Source organism: Pseudarthrobacter sp. RHLT3-21, from assembly GCF_059383495.1.
Genome location: NZ_JBWZCI010000014.1, coordinates 58,839 through 85,748, shown reverse-complemented (window position 1 = coordinate 85,748; position 26,910 = coordinate 58,839). Strand labels below are relative to the sequence as shown.

Sequence of the window (26,910 nt, the reverse complement as noted above, 5' to 3'; positions counted from 1 at the left end):
ACAAAACCGGGATCCAAATCCGAAACATACGCCGCGTTTAGGGGCGTATGGCCGCCCTAAAATTCAGTGGGGAGCAGTTGAAGCAACAGGCGTGCCCAAAGATTCAAGAAGTGCCCGGACAATCGGGAAGTCGGCCGGGATCCACGGAAGACTGAGAGCTTCATCACGGTTCGTGGTGCTGATCCATTTCAGCTGGTCGTGGTCTTCGAGCGGCTGGGGATCACCGTTGGAAATCTCCGCCAACCACACCCGCATGCTGGCCCGCTCGTTCAGCCGCCAGCCAGCCGCCGTCCCGGCGAGGAGTTCCGGCCCCAGGCGGACCTCTACGCCCAGTTCCTCCCTGAGTTCCCGGTGCAGCGCAGCCTCGCATTGCTCCCCCGCCTCCACCTTGCCGCCGGGGAATTCCCAGAGTCCGGCGAACTGTTCAGGAGCAGTCCGCCTGGCTACCAGCATGCGCGTCGGCTCCATCAACGAGTCCACCAGTGCTCCGCCAACTACCTGTATCAGTCCACTCACCGCACCAGTCTATGAGGGAGAATGGTCTTCGGGCGTTCCCCCACCATCCCCTTTGAAAAGCAGGCACATGAGCAGCGTCGTCGAGACACCCACCGAGTCCAAGGCGAAGACTCCGCACGTTGGCGCAGCGATTTTCGCGCTGGCCATGGGCGGCGTCGGAATAGGCGTCACGGAGTTCACCATGATGGGCCTGCTCAAAGAGGTGGAACAAGGACTGAGCATCAGCACCCCGGAGGCGGGGCACCTCATCTCCGCCTATGCCCTCGGAGTGGTAGTGGGCGCGCCGCTGCTCGCCGCAGTCGGAGCCAAACTTCCGCGTAAACATCTCGCGCTCGGCCTTATGCTGTTCTTCACCCTGGCCAACCTGACGTCCTATCTTGCTCCCGATTACGGCAGCATGCTGGTTTCCCGGTTTGCGGCCGGACTGCCGCACGGCGCATTCTTCGGAGTCGCGGCCGTGATCGCCGCCTCACTGGTTTCCCCCACCCGCCGCGGTTGGGCCATCTCCATGGTGATGGCAGGCCTGTCCGTTGCAAACGTGATCGGCGTCCCCGCGGCTACCTGGGTGGGCCAGACCTTCGGCTGGCGGCTGCTGTTCCTCCTCGTGGGAGGTATTGGCCTGCTGACGCTGGTACTGCTGTGGCGCTATGTCCCGTACCAGGCACCTCATCCTGACGCGAGCATCCGCCGCGAACTCGGTGCGCTCAAGCGGCTTCAGGTGTGGCTGGCCATCCTGATCGGCATCGTGGGCTTTGGTGGCTTTTTCGCCACCTACACCTATATCGCCCACACCATGACCCTGGTGGCCGGGATTCCGGCGTCGCTGCTGCCCATTGTGGTCGCCCTCTACGGACTGGGCATGGTGGCGGGAACTGTCGTCGGCGGCAGGTTTGCCGACAAGTCAGTGATGGGCACGCTGTACTGGGTCCTGCCCGGCATCGCCGTCGCCCTGGTGGTTTACGCAGTCGCTGTGCACTGGCCCTGGTCAGCCCTCGTGATGGTCTTTGTGGTGGGGGCGTCCGGCTCCATGCTGATCCCGGCCCTGCAGACCCGCTTGTTGGATGCCTCGCCGGACGCCCCCTCCCTCGCTTCTTCGCTCAACCACGCTGCGCTCAACGTTGCCAATGCCTTGGGCGCCTTCCTGGGCGGCGTAGTGATCGCCTGGGGCTGGGGCTTCGTGGCGCCCGCGCTCGTGGGGGCCGTGTTGGCCGTCCTGGGCTTTGGCATCGCCGTGATGAGCGGCCTCCTGGAACGCAAGAAGCCGCTGGCCGCCTGATCCTGGGGAACGGGCGGGCAACGGCTTCACCGACGGATTCGGTGCGCTGAGAAAGGAAGGTCAGGCCTGCGGGTCCTGAGCCCCGGCCTCGGCGGAAACGTGGCCCGCGCCTGAAATCTGTCCTGCACCTGAGATCTCGTCCGTGCGACCGGCTTCGCGGTGCAGATCCGGTTCGAGGTAGATCACCCGGGCAATCGGAACGGCCGTGCGGATTCGGGACTCGGCACCATCAATCGCGGCGGCGATGTCCCGGCCGGTTTCGGCGGCACCCACGGAGATCTTGGCGGCCACCAGCAGCTCCTCCGGTCCGAGGTGAAGGGTCTTGAGGTGGATGATGCGGTTGTGTCCCCCGGCCTCGATGGCATTGCTGATGCGGGCCACGTCATCCCGGGTGGCAGACTCGCCCAGCAGCAGGGACTTGGTTTCGATAGCCAGGACCACCGCGATGGCCACGAGCAGCAGGCCGATCATGCCGGTGCCCGCGGCGTCCCAGATACCGTTGCCGGTGACGAGGGTCATGCTCACACCGACGAGCGCGAACACAAGGCCGAGAAGCGCCCCGAGGTCTTCCAGCAGGATGACCGGCAGCTCCGGCTGTTTGGCCGTGCGCACAAAACTTACCCAGCCCTGTTTGCCGCGGACGTGGTTGGACTCGATGATGGCCGTCCGGAACGAGAAGGACTCAGCCACGATGGCGCCGATCAGCACAGCCAGGGGAACCCACCAGAAGTCCCCTTCGATGGCGTGCGGGTGTTGCAGTTTCTCCAACGCTTCGAAAAGTGCAAAGAGCCCGCCCACGCTGAAGAGCACAATCGAGACGATGAAGGCGTAAATGTAGCGCTCACGGCCATACCCGAACGGGTGCTCCGGGCTGGCTGCCTTCCTGGCGCGCTTGCCGCCGATCAGCAGCAGAAGTTGATTGCCCGAGTCGGCCACCGAGTGGATGGCTTCGGCCAGCATTGACGAGGATGCCGTCAGGAAAAAGGCCACGAATTTCAGGACGGCGATGGTCAGGTTTGCGGCTAGGGCCGCGACGATCGCCTTGGTACCGCCATTTGCAGCCACTGAGGCTTCTCCTCTTCACAGGTTTCTAAAACAAGCAGGGATATTCGCGGCGCCGCAGTCGGCGCCGCCCACGAACACCGTACCTTTTCGGGCGCAGAAGACGCACCTCTGACATGCACTAAGCCTGCTGACATTCGAGGGGCCATATGTTAGCTTGAACACTAATCGGGACGTTTAATCCCGACGAATATGAAGGAGGAGACATGGGTTTTCTTGCTTGGATTATTCTCGGCCTCATCGTTGGGGCCATCGTTAAAGCCGTTATGCCGGGAAGAGTCGGCGGCGGCTGGGTCACCAGCCTTGTGCTGGGAGTCGTCGGCGCAGTAGTCGGCGGGTGGATCGGCAACCTTTTGTTCGCCAAGGGCGACATGGGGTTCTTCGATATCGGTACCTGGATCCTGGCTATCGTAGGCGGCCTCGTCGTTGCCGGTGTCTACGGCGCCATCACGGGACGCAGCAAGAGCACACGGGCGCCCTGATTACCCCTACCTCATCTGATTCATACAGCAAGGGCCCCGGAGAACTTCCGGGGCCCTGCCTTGTAAGTCAAGTGTCCAGTTAAGTCAGGTGTCCAGGGTGAGTCCGGCTTTCCGTGACCCGCGCCTCGAGGTCAGTCAGGCCTTCTGGGACCGGGCACTGGCGTAGAGACACACCGTTGCCGCCGTGCCCAGGTTCAGGCTTTCCGCGGCGCCGTATACGGGCACGGCCACCCGATGATCGGCCAAGGCCAGTTCGTCTTCGGAGAGCCCCTGCGCTTCGTTTCCGAACAGCCATGCTGTGGGACCCTCCAGGGCGAACAGCGATTCGACGCCAGGGCCCGCGATCCGGCGGGCGGCGTTTTCGTCCTGGAGCGTATCCAGGTTAACGTCACCGTCGCCGTCTGCGGCCAGCACCCCAATCCCCCGCGCGCGGCAGGCGGCTGCCACTTCCGCAATATCGGCGCCCAGGACCACGGGCAGATGGAACAGTGAACCGGCGGTGGACCGGACCGCCTTGGGATTATAGATGTCAACGCTGGACGCGGTCAGGATGACGGCGTCCGCCCCGGCCGCGTCGGCTGCCCGGAGCACGGTGCCTGCGTTGCCGGGGTCCCGGACCTGACACAGCACGGCAAGCAGCCGCGGGCCGTCGTCGAGGACCTGCTCAAGGCTCACGTCCAGGAATCCACAGACCGCGAGAATGCCCTGCGGGGTTACCGTGTCCGCCATCGCAGCCAGCACTTCATCGGTAGTGAGGTATGCGTCGATGCCCTCCGCGAGCGTCTCCAGGTCCGGGTGCCGGTCGAGGCATGCCTCGCTCGCGTAGACCTCGTAGACGACGCCCGGCTCCCCCGCAGCAACCCTTTTCTGGTGCAGGGTCAGGGCCTCGCGGACAGCCTGCGGACCTTCCGCCAGGAACTCACTGCGCTTTAAACGGGCCGGGCGCCCGGCAAGTTGTGCCACCTTCCTCACCCGATCAGCTCGGGGATTGGAGAGTGGAAAGTCTTGCGGGCGCCCGGTTTCGTTCATATAAGAACCTTAGTGGCTTCGGCCACCAGTCCTCGAACTGGCGTGGGTGCTACTTGGCAGCCACGTCAGCGGCAGGCTTTGCAGCCTTGGCCTTGGGTGCCTTGGCCGCCTTGGGGGCTGCAGCCTCGCCGGCCGGAGCGGACGTGTCAGCAGGCAGGGAATCCTTGGCGATCTTCACCAGCGCGGCGAATGCGTTCGCATCCGAAACGGCCAGCTCAGCAAGCATACGGCGGTCAACCTCGACCTCAGCGGCCTTCAGGCCCTGGATCAGACGGTTGTAGGTCAGGCCGTTGGCGCGGGATGCAGCATTGATGCGCTGGATCCACAGGCGGCGGAAGTCGCCCTTCTTCTTCTTGCGGTCGCCGTAGCTGTACACAAACGAGTGCAGCAGCTGCTCTTTGGCCTTGCGGTACAGGCGTGAACGCTGTCCACGGTAGCCCTTTGCGCGCTCAAGGATAACCCGGCGCTTCTTGTGGGCGTTGACCGCCCTCTTCACACGTGCCACGTGCGTACTCCTTCGAAAATTCTGATCCCAAGCATCTACTGCCGGAACAACCGGCTGGCCTGAGAAGCCTTTTTGGTAGTTGACTGCTGCCAGGTGGCATCAGTCAGAGAACTTGGAACTTAGATGCCGAGCATCTTCCGGATGACCTTTGCGTCACCCTTGAAGACAATCTTGTCGCCGGCGAGGCGACGAGTCAGCCTGGAGGACTTGTGCTCAAGGTAGTGGCGGCGGTTGGCCTGCTGGCGGCGCAGCTTGCCGCTGCCGGTCAGCTTGAAGCGCTTCTTAGCACCACTGTGGGTCTTCATCTTCGGCATGGGAACCGATCTCCTTACGTGTCCACAGACATTGTCTGCAGTTCTTTCGAGCAGCCACCCCTGCAGGCGGCATGCTGGTTGCGTACTGCAGGAGGATAACCTCCAGCAGATTTGAACTAGGTAGTCTTCTTGCCAGCCGGCTTCGGAGCTGCCTTGGGGGCAGGTCTTGCAGCAGGCTTGGGCGCAGCCGGCCGGGCAATCGGCTTGGGCATCGGCACCGGCGGCCGAGGAGCAGCCGGGGCGGCCGGAGCCGGAGCAGCTGCTTCGGCGGGCTTGGCAGCGGCAGGAGCCTTGACCGGCGCCGGAGCTAGCTTGGGAGCCTCACGCTTGGGAGCAGCGGCCTTCGGGGCAGCCTGCTTGGGCGCCTCCTGGGCGGCGGCTTCCTTGCCGGGAGCTGCCTTCGCTGCGGTTTCCTTTGCAGGAGCTTCCTTCGCGGCAGCTTCCCTTACGGGAGCCTCCTTTGCAGGAGCTTCCTTCGCGGCAGCTTCGGTTTCCGGAGCGGCTTCAACAGGCGCCTCAGGTGCTTCAGGCTGTGCCGGAGCTTCAGTTTCCGGCTCCGTGGTGATGGCGAATCCTTCCGGAAGAAGGTCAGCCAGCGACTGCGTCAGCGGTGCCTGGTCGTCGCCCGAGACGTCGATGCGGCCGCCGCCCGTAGCTTTCGCTTCGTTCTGCGCCTTTGCCTCTGCACGCTGCGATGCGCGGCGTGCCTCAGCCTTGGCTTCGGCCTTGTTCTTCAGCGGGCCCACAACCATCACCATGTTGCGGCCATCGATACGCGGGCTGGACTCAACAACGCCCACTTCGGCGACATCGTCAGCAAAGCGCTGAAGCAGGCGGATGCCCATTTCCGGACGCTGCTGCTCACGGCCGCGGAACTGGATCATGGCCTTGACCTTGTCACCGGCGCCGAGGAAACGCAGTGCATGGCCGCGCTTGGTCTCGTAGTCATGGGTGTCAATCTTCAGGCGGAAGCGGATTTCCTTCAGAACAGTGTTGGTCTGGTTCTTCCGTGCTTCACGTGCCTTGACGGCGGCCTCGTACTTGTACTTGCCGAAGTCCATCAGCTTGCACACCGGAGGCTTGGCCTGAGGTGCAACTTCAACGAGATCAAGATCGGACTCGGCAGCCAAACGCAGGGCATCGTCAATACGGACGATTCCTACTTGTTCACCTGCAGGGCCGACCAGCCGCACCTCGGGGACGCGGATACGCTCATTGATTCTTGGCTCGCTAATGTTAAAGCTCCTGTGATTGATGTGGTATTCCACCGGTAAATAGAGAAGGCCCCCAATTGCCGGAGCAATCGAAGGCCTCGATGATCGGATGCACGGTTCTCCGTAGAGGCTGTGCGCACTTCCCTTGGCTCAACGCCTCAAGGAACTGTCCGACCGATACCCGGCAACCTTGGTTCCTGGCGGAATTGCTTCCGGCGGGAAAACGGCTGACGCGGGTGGGAGAGAACTCCGCTTGCAAACTGCATGTCATTCTACAGAAGAAATCCCGCACAACCCAGCTAGGCGTTGGTGGGACCTTCCACACCGAAATAACGACATCCAGTTGGTCTGTGACAAGCTTACCAGTATGAGCACCCCAGACAGTAATTCACACGTTTTCGAGGCCACGGACGCCAAGGCTGACGTGACCCAGCAAATCCGCGACATTTCGGAGGTGCCGGCCATCGAGGTCATCACCACGGCCGCAGTGCACCTGATGAGCGCAGCCGCGGTCAAGCTGGGCCTCGCCGCCGAGGACAATGCCGAGGAACTCAAGGACCTGGACGAGGCCCGTAAGCTCATCACCGCCCTTGCCGGACTGGTGACCTCAGCGGCCCCGGAAATTGGATCCCAGCACGCCGGCCCGTTGCGTGATGGCCTGCGTTCCCTGCAGCTCGCGTTCCGCGAGGAGTCCATCATTCCGGATGCTCCGGGCAAGGGCCCCGGCGAGAAGTACACCGGCGCCGTTAACTAAACACCCAGCAACTACCGCCTTAGCTAATGCAAGGCAGCCAGCTACCACGTTCATGAAGTACGACGACGGCGGCGGGCCGCGCGTGTCATCGATTGCTCCGTAGCCGCCGTTTTGGGGGCCCAAAAGGGCCGTGTCGGAGCAATCGAGGGGCCCTGTCAGGTGGCCGCACGTCGGCGTCGGAAGGCCTGAAGCAGGAGTCCCACAACGCAGAGCAGAACGCCGGCCACGCCCACGGAGACAAACCCGCCGGATGGCCCCATCCCGTCGATGAAAATCCCGGCAAGTGGTGCCCCGAGCGCGACGCCGGCAGTCAGCGCAGAGCCGTACCAGCCCATTGCCTCGCCGCGGCGGTCCTCCGCCACCAGGTCTGCCACCTGTTCGGAGGCGGCAGACAGGACGGGTGCGCACAAAAGGCCCGGAAGGATGGAGACAAAGGCCAACGTCCAGGTGTCCTGGGCGAAGCCCATCGGGATGGTCAGGGCCGCCATGCCCAGCAGCAGGAGGATCGGCGAAACGGGACGGTGCATGGCCCCGTACACCAGCCCGCCGACCACCGATGCGGCGCACCAAAAGAGGAACACAATGCCGATTTCGGCTTGATGGCCGCCAGTTTCCAAAGCAGCAACAATGCCCACGTCGGTGCCGCTGAGCACCATGCCGGTTCCAGCCGCCACGGCGAAGACAGCCGCGACAGTGGCCGTGAACCAGGCGAAGTTATGGGCCACCTTGCCGCGCAACCCCGCCGGCCGGCTTCCGACGCGTTCCGCCCCGGCCGGGACGAGGTCTGCCGCCGCTTCCTGGAGGTGGGCCGGTGCGGCGGAAACCACAGCCACTTCCGCCGCATGGCGCTGGTCCGCCTCGCTTTCCTCAGTCTGCGTGGCACTTCGAGTGGGCGGGTTAAACCAGATGAGGAACAACCCGGCCAGTGACGTTGAAACTCCCACCACCGTGAGTCCCAGAACGGTGAAGCCGCTGGTTGCCACAACGGCTCCGGCGGCAGGCCCGATCATAAACACCATCTCCGTGGCGATCGAGTCCAGCGCAAAGGCGGTCCGCCGCTGGTCGCCGTCCGCGAGGACGCCCAGGGACTGCCGCACGACGCTGAAGACGGGCAGCGTCAGCAGGCCGCCGACGAACACCAGCGGAAGCAGCCACTGGTAGGAGACGTGCGGCACCACGGACCAGATGAGGGCCTCGGACACCACAGAGGGAATCAGAGCCCGGCGCAGGCCAACGGTGTCCACGCGCCGGCCGCGCCATGGTGCGCCAACTGCAATGCCGATGGTCATAACAGCCGCCGCGGCACCGGCGGCGGCGTAGCCCTGGTCCAGGGTCAGGACGATGTGCAGGGTCAGCAGCATGCCTGCCGCCGAGTGGGGGATGCGGGCAATCATGCCGACCAGCAGCAACCGCCGGATGGGCCGGACGGCCAGCAGCTCCCGGTATAGAGCGAAGTTCACGGAAAATCCTTTGGGTCTGCCCACGGCAGCCCGGGATCTCCGCGCCGACCGTCAGCTAATGTGCTGCGCGCCGCAACTTGATTTCGATCGAGTCAACACGCTCTCCAAACAATACATTCCGGGACCATGCCTGTTGGAGGCCAGACACCAGGTCCTGGACTGCCGGGGCGTCCAGGCCATCCTCAAGGTGGAGCAGCACCTGCAGTTCCGGTCCGGCACCGCCCCCTGGGAGCGTGGCACCCGTGCCGGTGCGGGCGGTGACGCCGGAACCCGGGAGGAGGGCAAACTGGCGTACCGCCGGGAATGCGGCCGTTGCCTCAGCCATCTCGGCTGCCAACGCTGCATCAGTGTAGGAAGGGATCCAGTCCTGTTGCTGGGCCAGTGCCCAGACGGCGGGCCGCCGGACCACAAACGTGACCTCCGAGCCCGGATCGAGCACCAGCAGTTCGGCCCCCTCGGCCACGGCTGAGAGGGCAGCCCGGGCGGCGTAAACCGCCACCGGCCGGGCTTCGGGGTGCCAGGCGGCCAAGGCATCCGCCGAGGTGAAGGCCGGCATGGCCGTCCGGCCGTCGGCGGCCTTCAGCGTGACCAGCGCCATGTCCGCCTGTTTGTCCGCCGTCAGGCCATCGACGCCTGCCGCTTCCTCGCCAAGCTGCGCGATGATCGGGATAAAGACGCGGACAGTGGCCAGCGAGGCGACCACAGCCGCTTCGTCGCCGGTGCCTTCGGCCAGGGCCGCGACGGCGGCGAGGTAGCCGGCGTCGGCCGTGCCGTCGTCGTCCTCGAAGTTGTGGATCCTGCCGTCGTCCCCGGCGAGGCTCCGGCCTTCCCACGGCCGGCCCGCGGAGTCAGTACGGCCACCCGCGCCCGCCAGTGCCGCGGCAATGTGTCCGGGCAGCTGGCGCCGCGGCGGGGATTCCGCCGCCGTGTCGGCGTTGTGCGTGCTGTCCACGGAAACTGCTTAGCGGCGTCCGGCGACGTCGAGGGCTTCGGGGAGCGTGAAGGCACCGGCGTACAGCGCCTTGCCCACGATCGCGCCTTCCACGCCCAGCGGCACCAGGGAGCGCAGCACTTTCAGGTCGTCCAGGCTGGAGATGCCACCGGAGGCGACCACCGGCTTGCCGGTCTTCTCCACCATCTGGCGCAGGAGTTCAACGTTGGGACCCTGCAGCGTGCCGTCTTTCGTGACGTCAGTGACAACATACCGGGAGCACCCGGCTTCTTCGAGCCGGCCCAGGACCTCCCAGAGGTCGCCGCCTTCTTTGGTCCAGCCGCGGCCGGCCAGCGTGGTTCCGCGGACGTCGAGGCCGACGGCGATCCTGTCGCCGAAGCGGGCGATGGCACTGCGGGTCCACTCGGGGTTTTCCAGCGCGGCCGTGCCGAGGTTGACGCGGGCCACGCCGAGGGCCAGCGCCGCCTCGAGGGATTCGTCGTCCCGGAGTCCGCCGGATAGCTCCACCTTGATGTCCAGCCGGCCCACCACTTCACGGAGCAGCCCGGCGTTCGAGCCACGGCCGAACGCGGCGTCGAGGTCCACCAGGTGCACCCATTCGGCGCCCTGCTCCTGCCAGTTCAGGGCTGCCTCCAGCGGCGTGCCGTAGCTCGTCTCGCTGCCGGCCTCTCCCTGGACCAGCCGCACGGCCTGTCCGTTTACGACGTCGACGGCGGGCAGCAGTTCAAGAACCGGCAGATCGGTTGCGGTGGTCATCTCAAATCCCCTTGGGTGTTGGGTTGCTCATGGAAGCGGAACTGGTGAATGTGTGGGGCTAGGTTCCGGGAAGTGTCAGCAGGTAGGCGGCCAGCAGTGCCATACCGGCCAGGACGTAGAAGCCCACCTGGGTCCAAAGCGGTTTGTGCTGCTGCCTGAAGGACAGGGCGCCGCCCACCAGGACACCGGCCAGGCCCATCAGGACAATCGACCACATCTAGGCGGCGTCCGTGGCAGCTGGCTTGCGAAGGCCGTCTACCCAGTTGCGCAGCAGCCGTGCACCGGCGTCGCCGGATTTTTCGGGGTGGAACTGGGTAGCGCAGAGCGGTCCGTTCTCCACAGCGGCGATGAAGCGGGCGCCGTGCTCTGACCAGGTCACCAGTGGTGCGGTCATCCGCGGCTGGATCACGTCGAAGTTCCACTCCTGGACACCATAGGAGTGAACGAAGTAGAAGCGCTGGTCCGCGACGCCGGCGAAGAGCTTGGATCCTTCCGGTACATCCACGGTGTTCCAGCCCATGTGCGGCACCACGTCTGCGGGAAGCAGCTCCACCTTGCCTGGCCACTCCCCCATGCCTTCGGCTTCCGTCCCGTGCTCTACCCCGGCCTCGAACAGGACCTGCAGGCCCACGCAGATTGCCAGGACCGGCCTGCCCCCGGCCACGCGCCTGCCGATCAGACGGATGCCGTCCACGGCCTTGAGCTCGCGCATAACAGTCTCAAACGCGCCGACGCCGGGTACTACCAGTCCGTCGGCGTTAAGCACATCCTCAGGCTTGGAGCTGAGGATGACCTCAGCCCCTGCCCGTTCCAGGGCGCGCACGGCGGACCGGACGTTTCCGGAACCGTAATCCAGGACAGTGACCGTGGGCTTGCCTTCGGGCGATACGGGCTTCATACCGGCGGCCGGATCGACAACGGCGCCGTCCCGGAGGATTTGGCCGCTCACAGGGCACCCTTGGTGGAGGGGATTCCCTCCACGCGGGGATCGGGTTCGACTGCAGCGCGCAGGGCGCGGGCGAAGGCCTTGAACTGCGCTTCCACGATGTGGTGCGGGTCGCGGCCCGCTATGACGTTCATGTGGAGGCAGATGCCTGCGTGAAGCGTGATGGCCTCAAAGACGTGGCGGGTCAGCGACCCCGTGAAGTGGCCACCGATGAGGTGGTACTCCTGCCCGGCAGGCTCGCCGCCGTGCACCAGGTAGGGGCGGCCGGAGACATCGACGACGGCGTGCGCCAGGGCTTCATCGAGGGGCACGGTGGCCTCGCCGAACCTGCGGATCCCTGCTTTGTTGCCCAAGGCAGTGCGCAGCACCTCGCCGAACGTGATGGCAACGTCCTCCACCGTGTGGTGGACGTCAATGTGGATGTCACCGGTGGCTTTGACCGTCATGTCAATGAGCGAGTGCTTGCACAGCGCCGTCAGCATGTGGTCGTAGAACGGGACAGACGTGTCGATGTCCGACACTCCCGTGCCGTCGAGGTTGATCTCCACGAGCACTGACGATTCACTGGTGGCACGCTCCATGCGTGCGGTCCGGGGCGCGGCAGCGTTCGATCCGGTGGAACTCATGGTCATACGTCCTTTATGCGAAGTCAGTGATGCGTAAGCGAAGGAGATGTGCTGGCGCGCGGCGGCGCCGATACTTCAAGTTTAGACGGGCAGCTTGGCCTGGCTGGCCAGGATGCGTTCCAGCGACGTCAGGAACGCTGTGGTCTCCGCCTCAGTTCCTGCAGTGACGCGCAGGTGGCCGGGGATGCCGACGTCGCGGATCAGCACGCCGTCGTCCAGCAACTGCTGCCAGACGTCATGCGGGCTGTCGAGGCCGCCGAAGAAGACATAGTTCGAATCGGAGGCGGCGGGCTTGAGACCCATGCGGGTCAGCTCCGAGACGATGCGGTCGCGCTGCTCCTTGATGTCCTCGACGTCGGCCATCAGGGCCGTGCGGTGCTGGAGGGCGGCGAGGGCTGTTGCCTGGGTAATGGCCGAAAGGTGGTACGGCAGCCGGACCAGGCGGAGTGCGTCCGTGACTTCAGGAGCGGCGGCCATGTAGCCCAGGCGGGCACCCGCGAGGGCGAACGCCTTGCTCATGGTGCGGGACACAATGAGGCGCTCCCGGCCGGGCAGCAACGTCAGGGCGCTCGGCGTTCCGTCGTGGGCGAACTCGTGGTAGGCCTCGTCAACGATCACGATGGTCTGGCTGTCCTCGCCGGCCGCGTACACGGCCTCCACAACGTCCAGGCCCAGGCCAGTGCCGGTGGGGTTGTTCGGTGAGCACAGGAAAACGATGTTGGGCTGAAGCTCTTTGACCTGCAACGCGGCCGATTCGGCACTGAGCCCGTAGTCATCGGCGCGCTGTCCCACGATGTACCCGGTGTCCGTGCCGCTGGCCAGGAGCGGGTACATGGAATACGTGGGCGGGAATCCCAGGGCTGTGCGCCCGGGTCCGCCGAAGGCCTGGAGAATCTGCTGGAGGACCTCGTTGGACCCGTTGGCCGCCCAGATGTTGGTGGCATCAAGACCGTGGCCGAGATATTCGGCAAGCGCTTCCCGGAGTTCGGTGAACTCACGGTCCGGGTAGCGGTTGAGGCCTGCCGCGGCTTCCGTCACGGCCACGCTGATCGCGGCCCGTACGTCCGCCGGGACGCCATGCGTGTTTTCGTTGACGTTCAGCAAGATAGGTACATCCAGCTGCGGGGCACCGTACGGGGTCAGTCCGCGGAGGTTGGTCCGGAGGGGAAGTCTGTTCAGACGCTCTAGCTGGTCATTCACCTGAACAGTTTAGGTCCGAAGCAGACGGCCTGAAAATGTCACGGCCTTCGGCGGCTGGCTCCCGACCCTGAAGGCACCTACTTGGTGGGGACGAAGAGTTGCTGTCCGGGGACAACGCCGCCGGCGGACAGGTTGTTCAACTGAGCAATATCCGCGATGACATCACGGGGATCACGCTCGGGCGCTACGGTACCGGCGATGGTCCAGAGGGACTGTCCGGCCTGCACTGTGACCGAGACTGTTGGCGTCACCGACAGGTCGGCGGCAGAGTCGGCCGCCTTTGCCGGGGCGTTGAGGAAACCTGCCAGTGAAAGCAGGATTGCGGCGAGGATCACCAGCGGGATGCCAATGAGGACAACCCGGCCCCTGCGGGTCAGGCGCAGCGGCGGCAAGGATTCCCTGCGCTGCCTGGGCGCCGAACCCGACGTCGACACGGGTGCGGACCACTGCCGCGAGGTGAGGTCCTGCACGGAAATGAGCTGCGGACGCGAGTCCTGCGAAGCAGATATAGCTGACATGAAATGAGCCCTCCTGGACCATACTGTGCTGCCCGGCGCGCCCTCCGCGTCCACTTGCCGGTGCCGGCCTGGGCCGTCCATAAATTCGAATATTCGAATCCGCAAGCAACGAGTAGAACACATGTTCGAACTTTGCTTCTTCATTTTTAGCACTTATCAACGAATATTGTCGAGACTCGCTAGAACAAATGTTTGAAAAAGCCCTGTGGCTGGCCTACGTTTGGATCAAAGAACAACCACCCCTGTAGTTGATCAGCAGGGTCTGACAATCAACTCCAACACCAGCCCCGGGGCGTTCCAGGCACCAGCTGCCGGAGCGTATCCAGGCAACCGAAAGGCATTGGCGAACATGGCAGCACCAGCCGCCGAGGGCAAGGCGACACCGCAGCGCCGCCAGCCCCAACGGACCCCCAAAGGGCTCACCGCCCGCCAAAAGAAGATCCTCGAAACCATCCAGCGCTCGGTGAATGACAACGGCTATCCGCCGTCGATGCGTGAAATCGGCGACACCGTGGGCCTGGCGAGTTTGTCCAGCGTGACCCACCAGCTGTCGCAGCTGGAGAAGCTGGGATACCTGCGCCGGGACCCCAAGCGTCCGCGCGCCATGGAGGTCCTGATGCCGTTGACGCTGGACGGCGGGTCGGCCAAAACCAACGGGGCAACCAAGCCCACAGTCCTGCACGGGATCGGCGGAACGGTCACCGAACTTCCCTCTGCCATGGACACCGCCATGGTGCCGTTGGTGGGCCGGATCGCGGCCGGCGGGCCCATCTTTGCTGATCAGGTGGTGGAAGACGTGATGCCCCTGCCGCGGCAGCTCGTGGGCCAGGGTGAGCTCTTTATGTTGCGCGTGGCCGGCGACTCCATGGTGGACGCTGCCATCTGCGACGGCGACTGGGTAGTGGTCCGCCGGCAGGCCGACGCCGCCAACGGCGATATCGTCGCGGCCCTGCTGGACGACGAAGCCACCGTGAAGACGTTCCGCCAGCGCGATGGCCACACGTGGCTGTTGCCGCAGAACACGCAGTACGAGCCCATCCTGGGCGATCACGCCACGATTATGGGCAAGGTCGTCTCGGTCCTGCGGTCGCTCTAGGACGCGAGCGGGCCCTACACGGCCTGGCTATGGGACGCGAGCCCGCTGCGGGACAGGGCCTGGCTTGTGGGACCCATGCAGGGTCCGCGCTCAGTCAGGCGCCCTTCCCGGCCAGCCTTTCCAGGGCAGCAAACGCTGTCTTGCGGTCCGTGGTGGGCCAGAACGGCGGCAGCGCGGCGCGGAGGAATCCGGCGTAGCGTTCGGTGGCAAGCCGGGAATCGAGGACGGCCACTACGCCTTTGTCTCCGGTGGAGCGGATCAGCCTGCCCGCGCCCTGGGCCAGGCGGATGGCCGCGTGGGTCGCCGATACCGCCATAAAGCCGTTTCCGCCCGCCTGCGCAACGGCGCGGGACCGTGCGGTCATCAGCGGATCATCCGGCCGCGGGAACGGGATGCGGTCGATCACCACGAGCCGGCATGATCCGCCCGGAACATCAACACCCTGCCACAGGGACATCGTTCCGAAGAGGCAGGTATCGGGCTCGTCCGCGAACTGCTTCACGAGGGCCGTCATGGTGGAGTCGCCCTGGCAGAGAATGCTGGGGCCGAGCCGGGGACGCATTGCCTCCGCGGCCTCCTCGGCCGCACGGCGCGACGAAAAGAGACACAAGGCGCCGCCGCCGGACGCCCGGATCAGTGCCTCAAGTTCATCGAGTGCCTCCGGAGACGCCCCGCGGCCTGGCTTGGGGAGGTGCCCTGCGACGTAGAGGATCCCCTGCTTGGGATAATCAAAGGGCGATCCGACGTCGATCCCGGTCCAGCTCGGTGCGCCCTCCCCCACCAGCCCCAGGCCGCCGGCGGCCGGTTCAAAGGCTGAGCCGATGGCAAGCGTGGCCGAGGTCAGCACCACGGTGTGGCCGGCGAAAAGCCCTTCGCGGAGCTTTCCGGCAACGCTGAGCGGCGCGATGTTGACCAGGGCAGGCGCAGACTCGTCGGGCTGCGCATAGCCCTGTTGCGGGTCGAAGGAACTTGCGCGGGAAAACCACACCACTTCGCGGTTTTCACGGGCAACGATGAGCCGTTCGCACAGTTCGAGGATCAGCATCAGGCGTGAGCGCGCGAGCTGCCGCCCGCCGTCGGCCGATTGGCTGCCGTCACCCTTGGAATCGGACAGGGCAGCGCGGCAGGCCTCACGCAACTGGTCCACGCAGTCCAGCAACTCGTCGTTGAGGCCGTTGGGGAGCAGGCCGTTGGGCACGCCGGCCAGGGCGAGTTCCAGGTTGGCGGCCGCTGCGTTGAGGGCATCCACCGTGATGGCCGTATGCTTCCGCGCGCCCGACGCCGCAGCGTGGACCATTGCCACCGAGAGTTGCCCCGACACCGCACCGGTGACCCGGTCCTGTAGTTCGTGGGCCTCGTCCACCACCACAACGTCGTATTCGGGGAGCACTGCGAGGCCTTCAAAGGCGCTGACGGCGAGCATGGCATGGTTGGTGACCACAACGTCGGCCTCGGCGGCGTCGTGGCGCGCCAGTTCGCTGAAGCATTCGGCCGCCATGGGGCATTTTTGGGCGCCCAGGCATTCCATTGACGTCACTGAAACCTGCCGCCAGGCCCGGTCGGTAACACCGGGCAGCAGCTCATCGCGGTCGCCTGTGGTTGTCTTTTCCGCCCACTCGCGCAGGCGCACCACTTCCTTCCCCAGCTGGGACGACGGCCCGCCCAGGGCGGCGGCAAAATGCGGGACGCTGGTGTCTTCGCCGAGGGAGAACAGCTGGCCCTCGGCGGGTTCCTCAGAAGGGAACCCGCCTTCGAGCTTGTGCTGGCACACATAGTTGGAGCGGCCCTTGACCAGTGCCACCTTGACCGGGCGGTCCAGGGCAGGGGTGATGGTCTTCAGCAGCCGGGGAAGGTCGCGCCCCACAATCTGGGTCTGCAGCGCAAGGGTGGCTGTGGACACCAGGGTGGGCTTGTTGCTCACGAGCGAGTGCGCAATGAGAGGAATCAGGTAGGCCAGCGACTTTCCGGTCCCCGTTCCGGCCTGAACCAGGAGGTGGTCGCCGGTTTCGATGGCCCTGGCCACTTGCCTGGCCATCTCGTGCTGCCCGCTGCGGCTTTGACCGCCCATGCCGGCCACGGCACGGTCGAGCAATTCGATCACGAACTGCTCGCCGGCCGTACTTTTGACTTCCCCCGCCGCAACCTCAGTCATGGTTGATGAAGGATTCCAGTTCAGCCGCAAGGCCCTCACGCACCATCACCAAAGCGCGGGTACCGTGCTCGCCGTGATCCAGGCTCAGGATCTCGGCATCGGTCTCGTGCAGTTTGCTGATCAGGTCACCGCGGTCGTAGGGAATAAGGAGCTCCAGCTTCACGCCGGGCCGCGGAATCCCGTCACTGATGGCCTGCAGCAGTTCGGCGATCCCCTGACCTGTGCGGGCCGAGACCACCACGTGGCGCGGCTCGCGCTGCTTGAGGCGCTCCACCACAAACGGATCAGCGGCATCGGCCTTGTTCAGGACAATGATCTCGGGCACCTTACGGGCATCCACTTCGCTGAAGACCTTGCGGACTGCAGCAATCTGGCCCTCGGGATCCGGATGGGACACGTCCACCACGTGCAGGATCAGATCCGCGTCAGCCACTTCCTCCAACGTGGAGCGGAAGGCCTCCACCAACTGGGTGGGCAGTGAACGGACAAAACCCACGGTGTCCGCCAGGGTGTACCCGAGGCCATCGGAGGTCTCGGCCTTTCGCACGGTGGGATCCAGGGTGGCGAACAGTGCGTTCTCCACCAGCACGCCGGCGTCGGTCAGCCTGTTCAGCAGCGATGACTTCCCGGCGTTCGTGTACCCGGCAATCGCAACGGAAGGCACTGAATTACGACGGCGGTTGGCCCGTTTGGTTTCCCGTGCCGGCTTCATCGCCGCGATCTCCCGCCGCAGCTTGGCCATCCGGGTCCGGATCCGGCGGCGGTCCAGTTCAATTTTCGTTTCACCGGGTCCGCGCGAACCCATGCCGGCGCCCGCGCCGCCCACCTGGCCACCAGCCTGGCGGGACATCGATTCACCCCAGCCACGCAGGCGTGGCAGGAGGTATTCGAGCTGCGCCAGCTCCACTTGGGCTTTGCCTTCACGGCTCTTGGCGTGCTGGGCGAAGATGTCCAGGATCAGGGCCGTGCGGTCAATGACTTTGACCTTCACAATGTCCTCAAGGCTACGGCGCTGGGACGGTGCCAGCTCGGCATCCACCACAACGGTGTCAGCCCCGGTGGCCATCACGATTTCCTTGAGCTCAAGGGCCTTTCCGGAACCGAGGAACGTGCCCGGGTCCGGTTTGGCACGGCGCTGCACCATCCCGTCCAGGACTTCCGAGCCTGCTGTTTCGGCAAGAGCTGCGAGCTCACGCAGGGAATTCTCCGCGTCCGCCAACGTGCCTTCGGACCACAGCCCGGCCAGGACCACACGTTCGAGCCGCAGCTGCCGGTATTCAACTTCGGTGACATCTTCGAGTTCGGTGGACAGGCCGGCCACGCGCCGCAGTGCCCGGCGTTGCTCCCGGTCCTGCTGGTCGCCGTCGTAGCTGTTGTGTTCGTCGTCCAAGCGGGAAATCGCCTGAGCCCTGCCGAACACGGCCTTGTCACCATCTGCGGCGGTGACGTTCCTGGCCGGTACGTCCTTGGCGAGAATCCGGTCGATGACAGCTTGGATCTCCTCGGGACTCATGTCCTGGGCTGCTGGATCGGAACCGGTGTTGGGCTGGCTGGTCATGTTCTCCTTTGAAGATTCGGCATTTTCAGAATAGTGCCGATCGTTGGTCAGTGGTGAAGTATTCGCGCTGGGCTGACGGCTTGCAGTCATCCGGGCCTCCTGGTCTGCTGCGCGCGCCGGTCAGGGACCGTGGCGCGCAGGGAGTCTTCGCATCCGGCAGATGCGTGGAGTGGTGGAAAGCGCGGGCAAAACAGCAAGGAACCGGCAGCGGCAGATCACTCGAGTATTGCCCGGCGGCATAACAGGTCACAAAGACTTCTCATGTGGCGCACTCGCGGAAGGTTAATACCTGCATCGCTGCGGGGCACGGCTTCGGGACAGGCGGCGTCGGGAGGGACACCGGCCGTGCCGGCTACTCGAAGATCAAGAACATGGGTTCAAGATTAGCAGAAGCGGAGGCCGCGGTTTCGCATTGTCCACCCCGGCCAACTAATCTGGCCAGTTATGGAGTCCGCACACTATTTCAGCGCATCGCCCGCCGGGCCGTTCACCCGCAAACCGCTCGCAGTGGAACTGGCCGGCGAGACGCGCACGCTGCAGACGTCCGGCGGCATCTTCAGCCCCGATGGTATTGACAAGGGGACGGCGGTGCTCCTGGCTGAGGTCCCGGCCCCGGACCCCACAGGCAACCTCCTTGACATCGGCTGCGGCTGGGGGCCCATTGCCCTGGCCCTCGCATTGCGCGCGCCGCATGCCAAGGTGTACGCCGTGGATGTCAATGAACGCTGCATCACGCTGACCAATGAGAATGCGGCCCTGCTGGGCCTGGGCAACGTGCTGGCCAGCACTCCGGACGCCGTGGACCCCGGACTGCGCTTCGACACGATCTGGTCCAATCCGCCCATCCGGATCGGCAAGGATGAACTCCACGGCCTCCTGAAGATGTGGCTGCCGCGGCTGGCGCCGGGCGGCTCCGCGTGGCTGGTGGTTCAGAAGAACCTGGGCTCGGATTCGCTTCAGCGCTGGCTCTCGACGGAGCTGGATGCATCGTTCACCGTCAGCCGGGAGTCCACGTCCAAGTCCTTCCGGATCCTTCGGGTCAGGAAAGCGTCCCAGTAGCCACAATTACGGCGGGCCCGCTGAGCTCGACGTGCTCGTGCCCGCCCGCCCCGGCGAAGAACTTGACCCCAACGACGCCGCCCGGCACCTTGACCTGCCAGGAGTCCGGAGCTTCCGCCCCTGCCCAGTGCCGGATGGCCACTGCGGCGGCGCACGCGCCAGTTCCGCAGGACTGGGTTTCGCCCACGCCCCGCTCATGGACGCGCATGGTGACGGTGCCGATGCCGTGGTGGACCAGCGGTTCCGACGGCACGACAAATTCAACGTTGGTTCCATGGGCAGGCACCGGATCGACCTGCGGAGCCGTGTAGAGCCTGGTGGCTTCCAATTCGGACAGTTCCGCCAGTGCCACGACGGTGTGCGGGTTGCCCATGCTGACTGACAGGGCCGGACGGGGCACTTCCAAGCCGTCCGCGGTTACCAGCGAATCCATGGCTTTGGCGGTCGCGTCGCCGGGGAAAATGAATTCCCACGGCCCCATGTCCACCGCGTAGCTATCCCCTGTCCGGACCACGGTCTTGACGCCGCCGCGCGTCCCGATGGTGAGCGCGCCGCCGTCGGGCAGGTCAACCAGGCCCTCGGCACGCAGGAAGTGCACAAAAACACGGACCCCGTTGCCGCACATTTCCGACAGGGACCCGTCGCCGTTGCGGTAGTCCATGAACCACTCCGCTTCGGGGCTGCTAAGCAGCAGCTCGCGGCCTTCGGAGAGGTACCGGCAGGGGACGGCTCGGATCAGGCCGTCGCCACCGATCCCGCGGTGACGGTCGCAGAGGGCGGCTACCTGGTCGGCGTCGATGGTGTGGACGCCGTCGGGGTCAGCGATCAGCACAAAGTCGTTGCCTGTGCCGTGTCCCTTGGAGAAGCGGAGTCCGCCCAAGGTGCGGAAGGCGGGCTCTGTGGTCTCTGCGGGAGTTGCGTCCATGGTCCTAGATTACCGGCTGAGAGCCACGGCCTGGGCCGCAAGGTCCGGCGCTTGCCAGTCCAGCCAGGTGATGCGCGGATCGGCACGGAACCACGTGAGCTGGCGCCTGGCGAACTGCCGGGTGGCCACAATGGTGTCCTCGGCAGCCTCGGCAACTGTTGAGCCGCCGTCGAGCACTTTCAGGAACTGGGCATAGCCCAGGGCCCGCGGCGCAGTTTTGCCGCCGCGGAGACCGGCCGCCTCCAGCCGGCGCACTTCCGCCAGCAGCCCGTTGTCCACCATGTTGTGGACGCGCAGAGCCAACCGTTCACGGAGGACGTCGCGGTCCACCGCCAGCCCGATCTGGATAGCAGGCTGGAAATAGTCCCGCTGGGGCATAAAGGAGCTGAAGGGCCGGCCGGTGAGCTGGTGAACTTCGAGCGCCCTGATGATCCGGCGCGAATCGGAGACACGACCCGCGGACACCGGATCCACCTCCCGGAGCCGCGCCAGGAGGGCGTCCTGGCCGACTTCATCGAGCTCAGCCTCAAGCTGCCCCCGGAGGACAGGATCCGTGCCGGGGAATTCGAGGACATCGAGGGCAGCCCGCACGTAGAGACCCGAACCGCCCGCCAGAATGGCGCGCTTGCCGCGGGCATGGATGTCGCAGATGATGCTCCGGGCCTGCTGCTGGAAGTCTGAAACGCCGGCTTCCTCCGTGACGTCGAGGATGTCCAGAAGGTGATGGGGAACTCCCTTGCGTTCTGCCGGCGTGATCTTGGCGGTGCCTATGTCCATCCCGCGATAGAACTGCATGGCGTCGGCGTTGATGACCTCGCCGTCCAGTTCAAGCGCAAGGTTCACGGCCAGATCGGACTTGCCCGACCCCGTGGGACCAACAACGGCAATAACCGGAGGCGGGGCCACCGGTCAGCGGCTCCGGACCGGCAGCGTGGGCATACCCAGCGAGACTCCGGTCCGGCCGGCGCCACTGCTTGCGGCAGCCGGCACGGGAGCGCCGCACGAATCTGCCTGGGACCTGTCCCAGGCATCCCCCGCGCGGGAGCGTCGCAGGCTGTAGTCCTGCACCGACGGGTCGGCCACAAGGTGGAAGGCTGCGGCTTCGGTGATGGTCACGGTGACCAGGTCACCTGGCCGCGGAGCCTCTGCCCCGTCGGGAACCGAGAAGTGCACCAGACGCTGATCCTGGGACCGGCCGGACAGCCTGTGGGTTTCTTCGGACTTGCGCCCTGAATGCGCAGTGACCATCACCTCTATCCGGCGGCCAAGCTGCGTGGCGTTTTCCTCGGCGGCAATCCTGTCCTGCAGTGCGGTCAGGCGTTCAAAACGCTCCTGGACCACGGCCTTGGGAAGCTGGTCGGGCAGGTCCGCGGCCGGAGTACCCGGACGCTTCGAATACTGGAAGGTGAACGCGGTGGCGAAGCGTGACTTCGCCACAACGTCGAGGGTGGCCTGGAAGTCTTCCTCGGTTTCGCCGGGGAAGCCGACAATGATGTCGGTGGAGATGGCGGCGTGCGGGATCTTCTCGCGGACCTTGTCCAGGATGCCGAGGAATTTGGTGGACCGGTAGGAGCGTTTCATGTCCTTCAGGACTTTGTCGGACCCGGACTGCAGCGGCATGTGCAGCTGGGGCATCACGTTGGGGGTTTCGGCCATGGCGTCAATGACGTCGTCGGTGAAGGCGGCAGGGTGGGGGCTGGTGAACCGGACCCGCTCCAGGCCCTCGATCGCCCCGCACGCGCGCAGGAGTTTGGAGAACGCCTGCCGGTCGCCGAACTCCACACCGTAGGAGTTCACGTTCTGGCCCAGCAGGGTGACTTCGATGGCGCCGTCATCCACCAGGGCCTGGATTTCCGCCAGGATGTCGCCCGGGCGGCGGTCTTTTTCCTTCCCGCGCAGCGCCGGGACGATGCAGAAGGTGCAGGTGTTGTTGCAACCGACCGAGATGGACACCCAGCCGGAATACACCGAGTCACGCTTGGTGGGCAGGGTGGAGGGGAAGACGTCCAGGGATTCGAGGATCTCCAGCTGCGCTTCGTTGTTGTGCCGGGCCCGGTCCAACAGTGCCGGGAGCGCCCCGACGTTGTGGGTGCCGAAGACAGCGTCCACCCAGGGAGCCTTTTTGAGGATGGCCTCGCGGTCCTTCTGGGCCAGGCAGCCTCCCACAGCGATCTGCATCCCGGGGTTGGCCGCCTTGACGGGCGCCAGCATGCCCAGGTTGCCGTAGAGCTTGTTGTCCGCGTTTTCCCGGACGGCGCAGGTGTTGAACACCACGACGTCGGCCTGCTCACCATTGGCCGGTACGTAGCCCGCATCCTCGAGCATGCCGGCCATCCGCTCCGAATCATGCACGTTCATCTGGCAGCCGAACGTGCGCACCTGATAGGTACGGGGCTGCTGGAGGGCAGGGTCGGCTGACGGGGCGGTACCGGATGCGGGGGAAGGAATGGTCAAACTCACCTGTTAAGGGTACCGGGTCGCTACGGCTACGGGATCGCTCAGGTTGCCGGGTCGGTGCAGGCGCCGCTTCGGCGGGCCTACGGATCCAGCAGGCTGTCCGCTGGCTCTGCCTGGCTCTCCGCACGTGCGTCCAGCACCTCGCCGACGATCCGGAACGCTTGCGACGGCTGATAGCCCTTGCGGGCCAGCATGGACGCCAACCGCCGGGTGATCTTGTCCCGCTCGGCTCGGTCCGATAAATCCGTGCCTGCCCGGAGCTTGCGTTCCACCAGGAGCCGGGCAGCCACTTCCTCGTCCGCGTCGGAAAGCTGTTCCAGCGCGGCGGCGGCGGTGTCCGCGTCTATCCCCTTGTCCGCGAGCTCGCGCCGGAGGGCCCCTTTGGCGAGCTTCCGAGACTGCGACCGGCTGCGCACCCACATGTCGGCGAACTCGGCGTCGTCAATGAGGCGGACCTCCTGGAAGCGGTCCAGGACGGCTTCCGCCACATCCTCCGGAATGTTCCGCTCGGCCAGTTTCCGCGCCAGCTGCAGCCGGCTCTTGGCCGAACTGGTCAACTGCCGGAGCACGATGGCCCGCGCCACGGACGCGGGATCCGGTTCGGCGTCTGCGGCGATGGCGGCATCCGGATCGGGTCCGTCCGGCCCGAAGCCGGGGCGTCCGCCGCCCCGCCTCCGCTGCCGTCGTCCCGCTCCGGCGCCCTGTCCGGCCACGCGCCATCCGGCGCTCTGCCCGGCGGCCAGGTCAGGGGCGTCCCTAGAAGCCGTCAACAGCCTTCAGCTTCGGTGTGTCTTTGTCATCGGATTCGGCGGGCTTGACTACCCCGACACCAAGCTTCTCCTTGATCAGACGCTCCAGTTCGGTTGCCAGTTCGGGGTTGTCGCGCAGGAACCGGCGGGAGTTCTCCATACCCTGGCCCAGCTGGTCACCGTCGTAGGTGAACCACGAACCGGACTTTTTGATGATGCCGTGCTCAACGCCCATGTCGATGATGCCGCCCTCACGGGAGATGCCCTGGCCATAGATGATGTCGAATTCGGCGATCTTGAAGGGCGGGGCCATCTTGTTCTTGACGATCTTGGCCTTGGTGCGGTTACCGACGGAGTCGGCACCTTCCTTGAGCGTCTGGATCCGACGGACGTCGATGCGGATGGACGCGTAGAACTTCAGGGCTTTACCGCCGGTGGTGGTCTCCGGGGAGCCGAAGAACACGCCGATCTTTTCACGGAGCTGGTTGATGAAGATGGCGGTGGTTTTGGTCTGGCTCAGGCGGCCGGTGATCTTACGCAGCGCCTGGCTCATAAGGCGGGCCTGCAGACCCACATGGCTGTCGCCCATGTCGCCCTCGATTTCCGCACGCGGCACAAGGGCAGCAACGGAGTCGATGACGATGACGTCCAGCGAGCCGGAGCCAATCAGCATGTCCATGATTTCCAGGGCCTGCTCGCCTGTATCCGGCTGCGAGACCAGGAGGGCGTCGGTATCCACGCCCAGCCTGGCGGCGTATTCAGGGTCCAGGGCGTGCTCGGCATCGATGAAGGCGGCAATGCCGCCCAGGCGCTGCGCGCTGGCAACGGCGTGCAGGGCCACGGTGGTCTTACCCGAAGATTCCGGACCGTAGATCTCCACTACGCGGCCGCGGGGCAGGCCGCCAATTCCCAAAGCCACATCCAACGCGATGGATCCGGTGGGGATGACCTCGATGGGGGCACGGACTTCATCACCGAGCCGCATAACCGAGCCCTTGCCGAACTGCTTGTCAATCTGTGCCAGCGCTGCGTCGAGCGCCTTTTGACGATCCGGGGCTGCCGCCATGGTTCACACCTCTAATGCTTTCTCGCTTTGGAGTGGCCTCAGCGGCCATTTCTTGGTCATCTCTGACGCTAATGGCACCCGCTGACATTCTGGCCGGATGACATCGCCTATGTGGATAACCCACTACGAAAAGCATAGCTTTACCCGAACAGATATTCGAACAGATCCGGCGGCGTGTCAGCGCAGAAAGGGGCGCACATGAGCCTGGAGAACGCGGACGCGTTGGTGGCGACGTCAGTCGCGCAGGGGTTTGACGTCGCGGCCCAGGCGCCGCTCCGGCGGCACATCCTGGACGTCGCAGACGGCCAACCACACCTGTCGGGGGCTCGCTCCGGCCGCGAGGGCCTGGTCGGCGGTGCGCCCACCGGCCCCGGCCAGGACCAGGGTGCTGCTCAAGACCCGGGAGTAGCCGGCCCCGAATTCGTCGTCCATAAGCCGCCAATAGTCACTGATCCGCACCAATAGAGTCTCTCACGGTCCCGGACCCTAGAATTGTTGCCATGAGCAACCCTGCCGACGGCCCTCCTGCGACAGGTCTTCCTGAGACAGGCCTTCCCGCGACGTCCCCTGTGGAGACAGGTACCGACAAGGACACCGTCGATGAAGCCTTGAACACCGTGGAGCACCAAATCAGTCTCTTTTGGCGGCGTGCCCGTTCGGTGTCCCATCAGCTCTCGCGGCAGGTGCACCCGGACATGGAGCCGGCGGCCTACGGCCTGCTTGCGGTCATCCGGCGCGAGGGACCCATCCGGTTGACAGACCTCGCCCTGAACATCGGCGTGGGAAAGCCTTCCGTCAGCCGCCAGATCGCCTTCCTGGAAAGCATCGGGCTGGTGTTCAAGGAAGCTGATCCCCTGGACGGAAGGGCGCAATCGATCCGCCTCACCGAAAAGGGCGAGGAAAAGATGCACCAGGTCCAGGATGCGCGCCGCCAGGACTTCCGTGAGCGACTGGGTGAGTGGCCGGTCGGGGAACTGCAGACCCTCGCCGAATACATGGCAAAACTCAACTCCATCTTTGAACTCGACGGCTTCGCAAAAGACCCGTCCGCCGGCGACACTGCAAAATAGCCAGCACACACAACAAAGCCTCCGGCCCATGGCCGGAGGCTTTGTTGTACTTCCTGTCTGGCTCCTGCGGACGGCTTACCGTGCGCCGGAAAGCAGGCCCTTGGACAGTTCGTTGTTGAGTTCAGCGCTCAAATCGCGATCAAGGTCGCGGCCGTAGCGCTGTGAGAATTCCTGGGGAACGGTGTCCGGAACTGCAACGCCCTCGGCGACGGCGACACGTTCGCTGACTTCCCGGAGCATGCTGGACAGCGGCACGTCCAGGGCTGAGCAGATTGACGAGAGGAGCTCTGATGAAGCTTCCTTCTGGCCGCGCTCTACTTCGCTGAGGTAGCCCAGCGAAACACGGGCACTGTGCGAAACTTCGCGGAGCGTGCGTCCCTGGCGCTGGCGTACATCGCGCAGGACATCACCGATTTCGTGACGAAGTACAACCATCTTGCGCTCCTTCTGTTCGCTCTTGGCCTGATCGGCGAGGCCCACATCCTTCCAGCGGACAACGCCGTTTATGGATACGGGCTGCTTTACCATCTGTATCGCCTTGCTCCCTCATAAGTTCGGTCCGCCGTGGAGCGAACCGTGGTGGTTTATTCATCCTAGGCGCCTCCGCTCTCCGGAAGCGACACAATGTAATAACTAATGGACACCGGGATTTGTTCCCGGCAGCTTTACGCCCGGTAGCTTCAGGAAGATAGGGCCGCGATCAGACTTTCCAGCGCAGCGCCACAAGCCTGTCCGCGGATCTCCGCCCGGTTACCGGTGAAGCCGTACTCGAGGTAGGACGCACCGTCCGCTGTGGCAACCCCGATGAACACCGTCCCCACCGCGTTGCCGTCATGTTCCTCCGGGCCGGCGACCCCCGTGGTGGCGACGCCGATGTCAGCACGCAGCGCAGTCCTGGCCCCGGCCGCCATGGCCGCTGCGACGGCGCCGTCAACGGATCCGGCGGCGGCCAGCAGCTCTGCCGGAACGCCCAGGACGTCGACTTTGACGGAGTTCTGGTAGGCCACCACGCCGCCTTGGAGCATGCCTGAGGCTCCGGCTGTGTCAGCGAGAACGGCACTGACCATTCCCGCCGTGAGCGACTCCGCGGTCGCTACCGTGCGGCCCGTTTCCAGGGCCTTTTTGACTGCCTGTTCCGCCAGGTGGTGAAGGTTGGTCACGTCGGCTC

At 65.1% G+C, this 26,910-nt stretch carries 30 protein-coding genes; 6 read left to right on the top strand and 24 right to left on the bottom strand.

Annotated features, from left to right (window positions below):
- Positions 1 to 63: 63 nt before the first annotated feature.
- Positions 64 to 516 carry a (deoxy)nucleoside triphosphate pyrophosphohydrolase gene (locus tag AC50YA_RS15215; RefSeq protein ID WP_494983088.1) on the bottom strand — a complete coding sequence of 151 codons (453 nt, stop codon included), beginning with the start codon at positions 514 to 516 and terminating at the stop codon, positions 64 to 66.
- A 67-nt stretch (positions 517 to 583) separates the two neighbouring features.
- Between AC50YA_RS15215 and AC50YA_RS15210 the strand changes: the two genes are divergently transcribed.
- Complete coding sequence (locus tag AC50YA_RS15210) at positions 584 to 1,792, top strand: MFS transporter (protein ID WP_494983087.1); 1,209 nt, start codon at positions 584 to 586, stop codon at positions 1,790 to 1,792.
- A gap of 60 nt (positions 1,793 to 1,852) precedes the next feature.
- On the opposite strand, the gene AC50YA_RS15205 is transcribed toward AC50YA_RS15210, so the two are convergent.
- Positions 1,853 to 2,857, bottom strand: a complete 1,005-nt coding sequence (locus AC50YA_RS15205; RefSeq protein ID WP_494983086.1) for a cation diffusion facilitator family transporter — start codon at positions 2,855 to 2,857, stop codon at positions 1,853 to 1,855.
- A 203-nt stretch (positions 2,858 to 3,060) separates the two neighbouring features.
- Here AC50YA_RS15205 and AC50YA_RS15200 point away from each other — a divergent pair, with 203 nt between their 5' ends.
- The gene (locus tag AC50YA_RS15200) at positions 3,061 to 3,336 is read left to right on the top strand and encodes a GlsB/YeaQ/YmgE family stress response membrane protein (RefSeq protein WP_494983085.1); all 276 of its coding nucleotides are present in this window, start codon (positions 3,061 to 3,063) and stop codon (positions 3,334 to 3,336) included.
- 135 nt (positions 3,337 to 3,471) lie between these two features.
- Here the strand turns inward: AC50YA_RS15200 and AC50YA_RS15195 are convergent, their stop codons facing one another.
- From AC50YA_RS15195 to infC, 4 genes are all read right to left on the bottom strand, one after another.
- Positions 3,472 to 4,365 carry a TrmH family RNA methyltransferase gene (locus tag AC50YA_RS15195; RefSeq protein WP_494983084.1) on the bottom strand — a complete coding sequence of 298 codons (894 nt, stop codon included), beginning with the start codon at positions 4,363 to 4,365 and terminating at the stop codon, positions 3,472 to 3,474.
- A gap of 49 nt (positions 4,366 to 4,414) precedes the next feature.
- Positions 4,415 to 4,870, bottom strand: coding sequence for a 50S ribosomal protein L20 (rplT, locus tag AC50YA_RS15190; protein WP_494983083.1), 456 nt, complete (start codon positions 4,868 to 4,870; stop codon positions 4,415 to 4,417).
- Between the two features lie 119 nt (positions 4,871 to 4,989).
- The gene (gene rpmI / locus AC50YA_RS15185; protein ID WP_009358635.1) at positions 4,990 to 5,184 is read right to left on the bottom strand and encodes a 50S ribosomal protein L35; all 195 of its coding nucleotides are present in this window, start codon (positions 5,182 to 5,184) and stop codon (positions 4,990 to 4,992) included.
- Between the two features lie 116 nt (positions 5,185 to 5,300).
- On the bottom strand, positions 5,301 to 6,377 hold the full coding sequence (infC, locus tag AC50YA_RS15180) for a translation initiation factor IF-3 (RefSeq protein WP_494983082.1): 1,077 nt from the start codon (positions 6,375 to 6,377) through the stop codon (positions 5,301 to 5,303).
- A 388-nt stretch (positions 6,378 to 6,765) separates the two neighbouring features.
- Here infC and AC50YA_RS15175 point away from each other — a divergent pair, with 388 nt between their 5' ends.
- On the top strand, positions 6,766 to 7,152 hold the full coding sequence (locus tag AC50YA_RS15175; protein ID WP_131685122.1) for a DUF1844 domain-containing protein: 387 nt from the start codon (positions 6,766 to 6,768) through the stop codon (positions 7,150 to 7,152).
- 155 nt (positions 7,153 to 7,307) lie between these two features.
- On the opposite strand, the gene AC50YA_RS15170 is transcribed toward AC50YA_RS15175, so the two are convergent.
- The 8 genes from AC50YA_RS15170 to AC50YA_RS15135 form a co-directional block, all read right to left on the bottom strand.
- Positions 7,308 to 8,612 (bottom strand): MFS transporter, encoded by a 1,305-nt coding sequence (locus tag AC50YA_RS15170; protein ID WP_494983081.1) that lies wholly within the window; start codon positions 8,610 to 8,612, stop codon positions 7,308 to 7,310.
- A gap of 55 nt (positions 8,613 to 8,667) precedes the next feature.
- On the bottom strand, positions 8,668 to 9,564 hold the full coding sequence (locus AC50YA_RS15165; protein ID WP_494983080.1) for an SseB family protein: 897 nt from the start codon (positions 9,562 to 9,564) through the stop codon (positions 8,668 to 8,670).
- Between the two features lie 9 nt (positions 9,565 to 9,573).
- Positions 9,574 to 10,320: a bifunctional 1-(5-phosphoribosyl)-5-((5-phosphoribosylamino)methylideneamino)imidazole-4-carboxamide isomerase/phosphoribosylanthranilate isomerase PriA gene (gene priA, locus AC50YA_RS15160; protein WP_494983079.1), complete on the bottom strand. Its 747-nt coding sequence runs from the start codon at positions 10,318 to 10,320 to the stop codon at positions 9,574 to 9,576.
- Positions 10,321 to 10,378: 58 nt separating this feature from the next.
- Positions 10,379 to 10,537, bottom strand: coding sequence for a CG2302 family histidine operon protein (locus tag AC50YA_RS15155; protein ID WP_201762377.1), 159 nt, complete (start codon positions 10,535 to 10,537; stop codon positions 10,379 to 10,381).
- Positions 10,538 to 11,269, bottom strand: coding sequence for an imidazole glycerol phosphate synthase subunit HisH (hisH, locus tag AC50YA_RS15150; protein ID WP_494983078.1), 732 nt, complete (start codon positions 11,267 to 11,269; stop codon positions 10,538 to 10,540).
- Positions 11,266 to 11,892, bottom strand: a complete 627-nt coding sequence (hisB, locus tag AC50YA_RS15145) for an imidazoleglycerol-phosphate dehydratase HisB (RefSeq protein ID WP_463917492.1) — start codon at positions 11,890 to 11,892, stop codon at positions 11,266 to 11,268. The genes hisH and hisB overlap by 4 nt, the downstream gene beginning before the upstream one ends.
- Positions 11,893 to 11,973: 81 nt before the next feature.
- Positions 11,974 to 13,092, bottom strand: coding sequence for a histidinol-phosphate transaminase (locus AC50YA_RS15140; protein WP_494983077.1), 1,119 nt, complete (start codon positions 13,090 to 13,092; stop codon positions 11,974 to 11,976).
- 77 nt (positions 13,093 to 13,169) lie between these two features.
- Entirely contained in the window at positions 13,170 to 13,610 is a 441-nt protein-coding gene (locus AC50YA_RS15135) for a LysM peptidoglycan-binding domain-containing protein (protein WP_494983076.1), read from the bottom strand.
- A gap of 349 nt (positions 13,611 to 13,959) precedes the next feature.
- Here AC50YA_RS15135 and lexA point away from each other — a divergent pair, with 349 nt between their 5' ends.
- Positions 13,960 to 14,706 (top strand): transcriptional repressor LexA, encoded by a 747-nt coding sequence (lexA, locus tag AC50YA_RS15130; protein ID WP_494983075.1) that lies wholly within the window; start codon positions 13,960 to 13,962, stop codon positions 14,704 to 14,706.
- Between the two features lie 94 nt (positions 14,707 to 14,800).
- Here the strand turns inward: lexA and AC50YA_RS15125 are convergent, their stop codons facing one another.
- Both AC50YA_RS15125 and hflX read right to left on the bottom strand, forming a co-directional pair.
- Positions 14,801 to 16,858 carry an ATP-dependent DNA helicase gene (locus AC50YA_RS15125; protein ID WP_494983074.1) on the bottom strand — a complete coding sequence of 686 codons (2,058 nt, stop codon included), beginning with the start codon at positions 16,856 to 16,858 and terminating at the stop codon, positions 14,801 to 14,803.
- A complete protein-coding gene (hflX, locus tag AC50YA_RS15120; protein WP_494983073.1) occupies positions 16,851 to 18,416 on the bottom strand; it encodes a GTPase HflX in 1,566 nt (521 codons plus the stop codon). Before hflX ends, AC50YA_RS15125 begins: the two co-directional genes overlap by 8 nt.
- A gap of 444 nt (positions 18,417 to 18,860) precedes the next feature.
- On the opposite strand from hflX, the gene AC50YA_RS15115 reads away from it, so the two are divergent.
- A complete protein-coding gene (locus tag AC50YA_RS15115; protein WP_494983072.1) occupies positions 18,861 to 19,475 on the top strand; it encodes a class I SAM-dependent methyltransferase in 615 nt (204 codons plus the stop codon).
- On the opposite strand, the gene dapF is transcribed toward AC50YA_RS15115, so the two are convergent.
- The 6 genes from dapF to AC50YA_RS15085 form a co-directional block, all read right to left on the bottom strand.
- A complete protein-coding gene (gene dapF, locus AC50YA_RS15110) occupies positions 19,456 to 20,400 on the bottom strand; it encodes a diaminopimelate epimerase (protein ID WP_494983071.1) in 945 nt (314 codons plus the stop codon). The two genes, AC50YA_RS15115 and dapF, sit on opposite strands and share 20 nt — an antisense overlap.
- A gap of 9 nt (positions 20,401 to 20,409) precedes the next feature.
- Positions 20,410 to 21,306, bottom strand: a complete 897-nt coding sequence (miaA, locus tag AC50YA_RS15105) for a tRNA (adenosine(37)-N6)-dimethylallyltransferase MiaA (RefSeq protein WP_494983070.1) — start codon at positions 21,304 to 21,306, stop codon at positions 20,410 to 20,412.
- Between the two features lie 3 nt (positions 21,307 to 21,309).
- Complete coding sequence (gene miaB, locus AC50YA_RS15100) at positions 21,310 to 22,860, bottom strand: tRNA (N6-isopentenyl adenosine(37)-C2)-methylthiotransferase MiaB (protein WP_494983069.1); 1,551 nt, start codon at positions 22,858 to 22,860, stop codon at positions 21,310 to 21,312.
- A 77-nt stretch (positions 22,861 to 22,937) separates the two neighbouring features.
- A complete protein-coding gene (locus tag AC50YA_RS15095) occupies positions 22,938 to 23,441 on the bottom strand; it encodes a regulatory protein RecX (RefSeq protein WP_494983105.1) in 504 nt (167 codons plus the stop codon).
- Between the two features lie 172 nt (positions 23,442 to 23,613).
- A complete protein-coding gene (recA, locus tag AC50YA_RS15090) occupies positions 23,614 to 24,672 on the bottom strand; it encodes a recombinase RecA (RefSeq protein WP_494983068.1) in 1,059 nt (352 codons plus the stop codon).
- Between the two features lie 234 nt (positions 24,673 to 24,906).
- On the bottom strand, positions 24,907 to 25,131 hold the full coding sequence (locus tag AC50YA_RS15085; protein ID WP_494983067.1) for a DUF3046 domain-containing protein: 225 nt from the start codon (positions 25,129 to 25,131) through the stop codon (positions 24,907 to 24,909).
- A 41-nt stretch (positions 25,132 to 25,172) separates the two neighbouring features.
- On the opposite strand from AC50YA_RS15085, the gene AC50YA_RS15080 reads away from it, so the two are divergent.
- Positions 25,173 to 25,742, top strand: coding sequence for a MarR family winged helix-turn-helix transcriptional regulator (locus AC50YA_RS15080; protein ID WP_494983066.1), 570 nt, complete (start codon positions 25,173 to 25,175; stop codon positions 25,740 to 25,742).
- Positions 25,743 to 25,817: 75 nt separating this feature from the next.
- On the opposite strand, the gene AC50YA_RS15075 is transcribed toward AC50YA_RS15080, so the two are convergent.
- The gene (locus AC50YA_RS15075; protein WP_494983065.1) at positions 25,818 to 26,270 is read right to left on the bottom strand and encodes a helix-turn-helix domain-containing protein; all 453 of its coding nucleotides are present in this window, start codon (positions 26,268 to 26,270) and stop codon (positions 25,818 to 25,820) included.
- Between the two features lie 152 nt (positions 26,271 to 26,422).
- Entirely contained in the window at positions 26,423 to 26,902 is a 480-nt protein-coding gene (locus AC50YA_RS15070; RefSeq protein ID WP_494983064.1) for a CinA family protein, read from the bottom strand.
- Between the last annotated feature and the right edge of the window lie 8 nt (positions 26,903 to 26,910).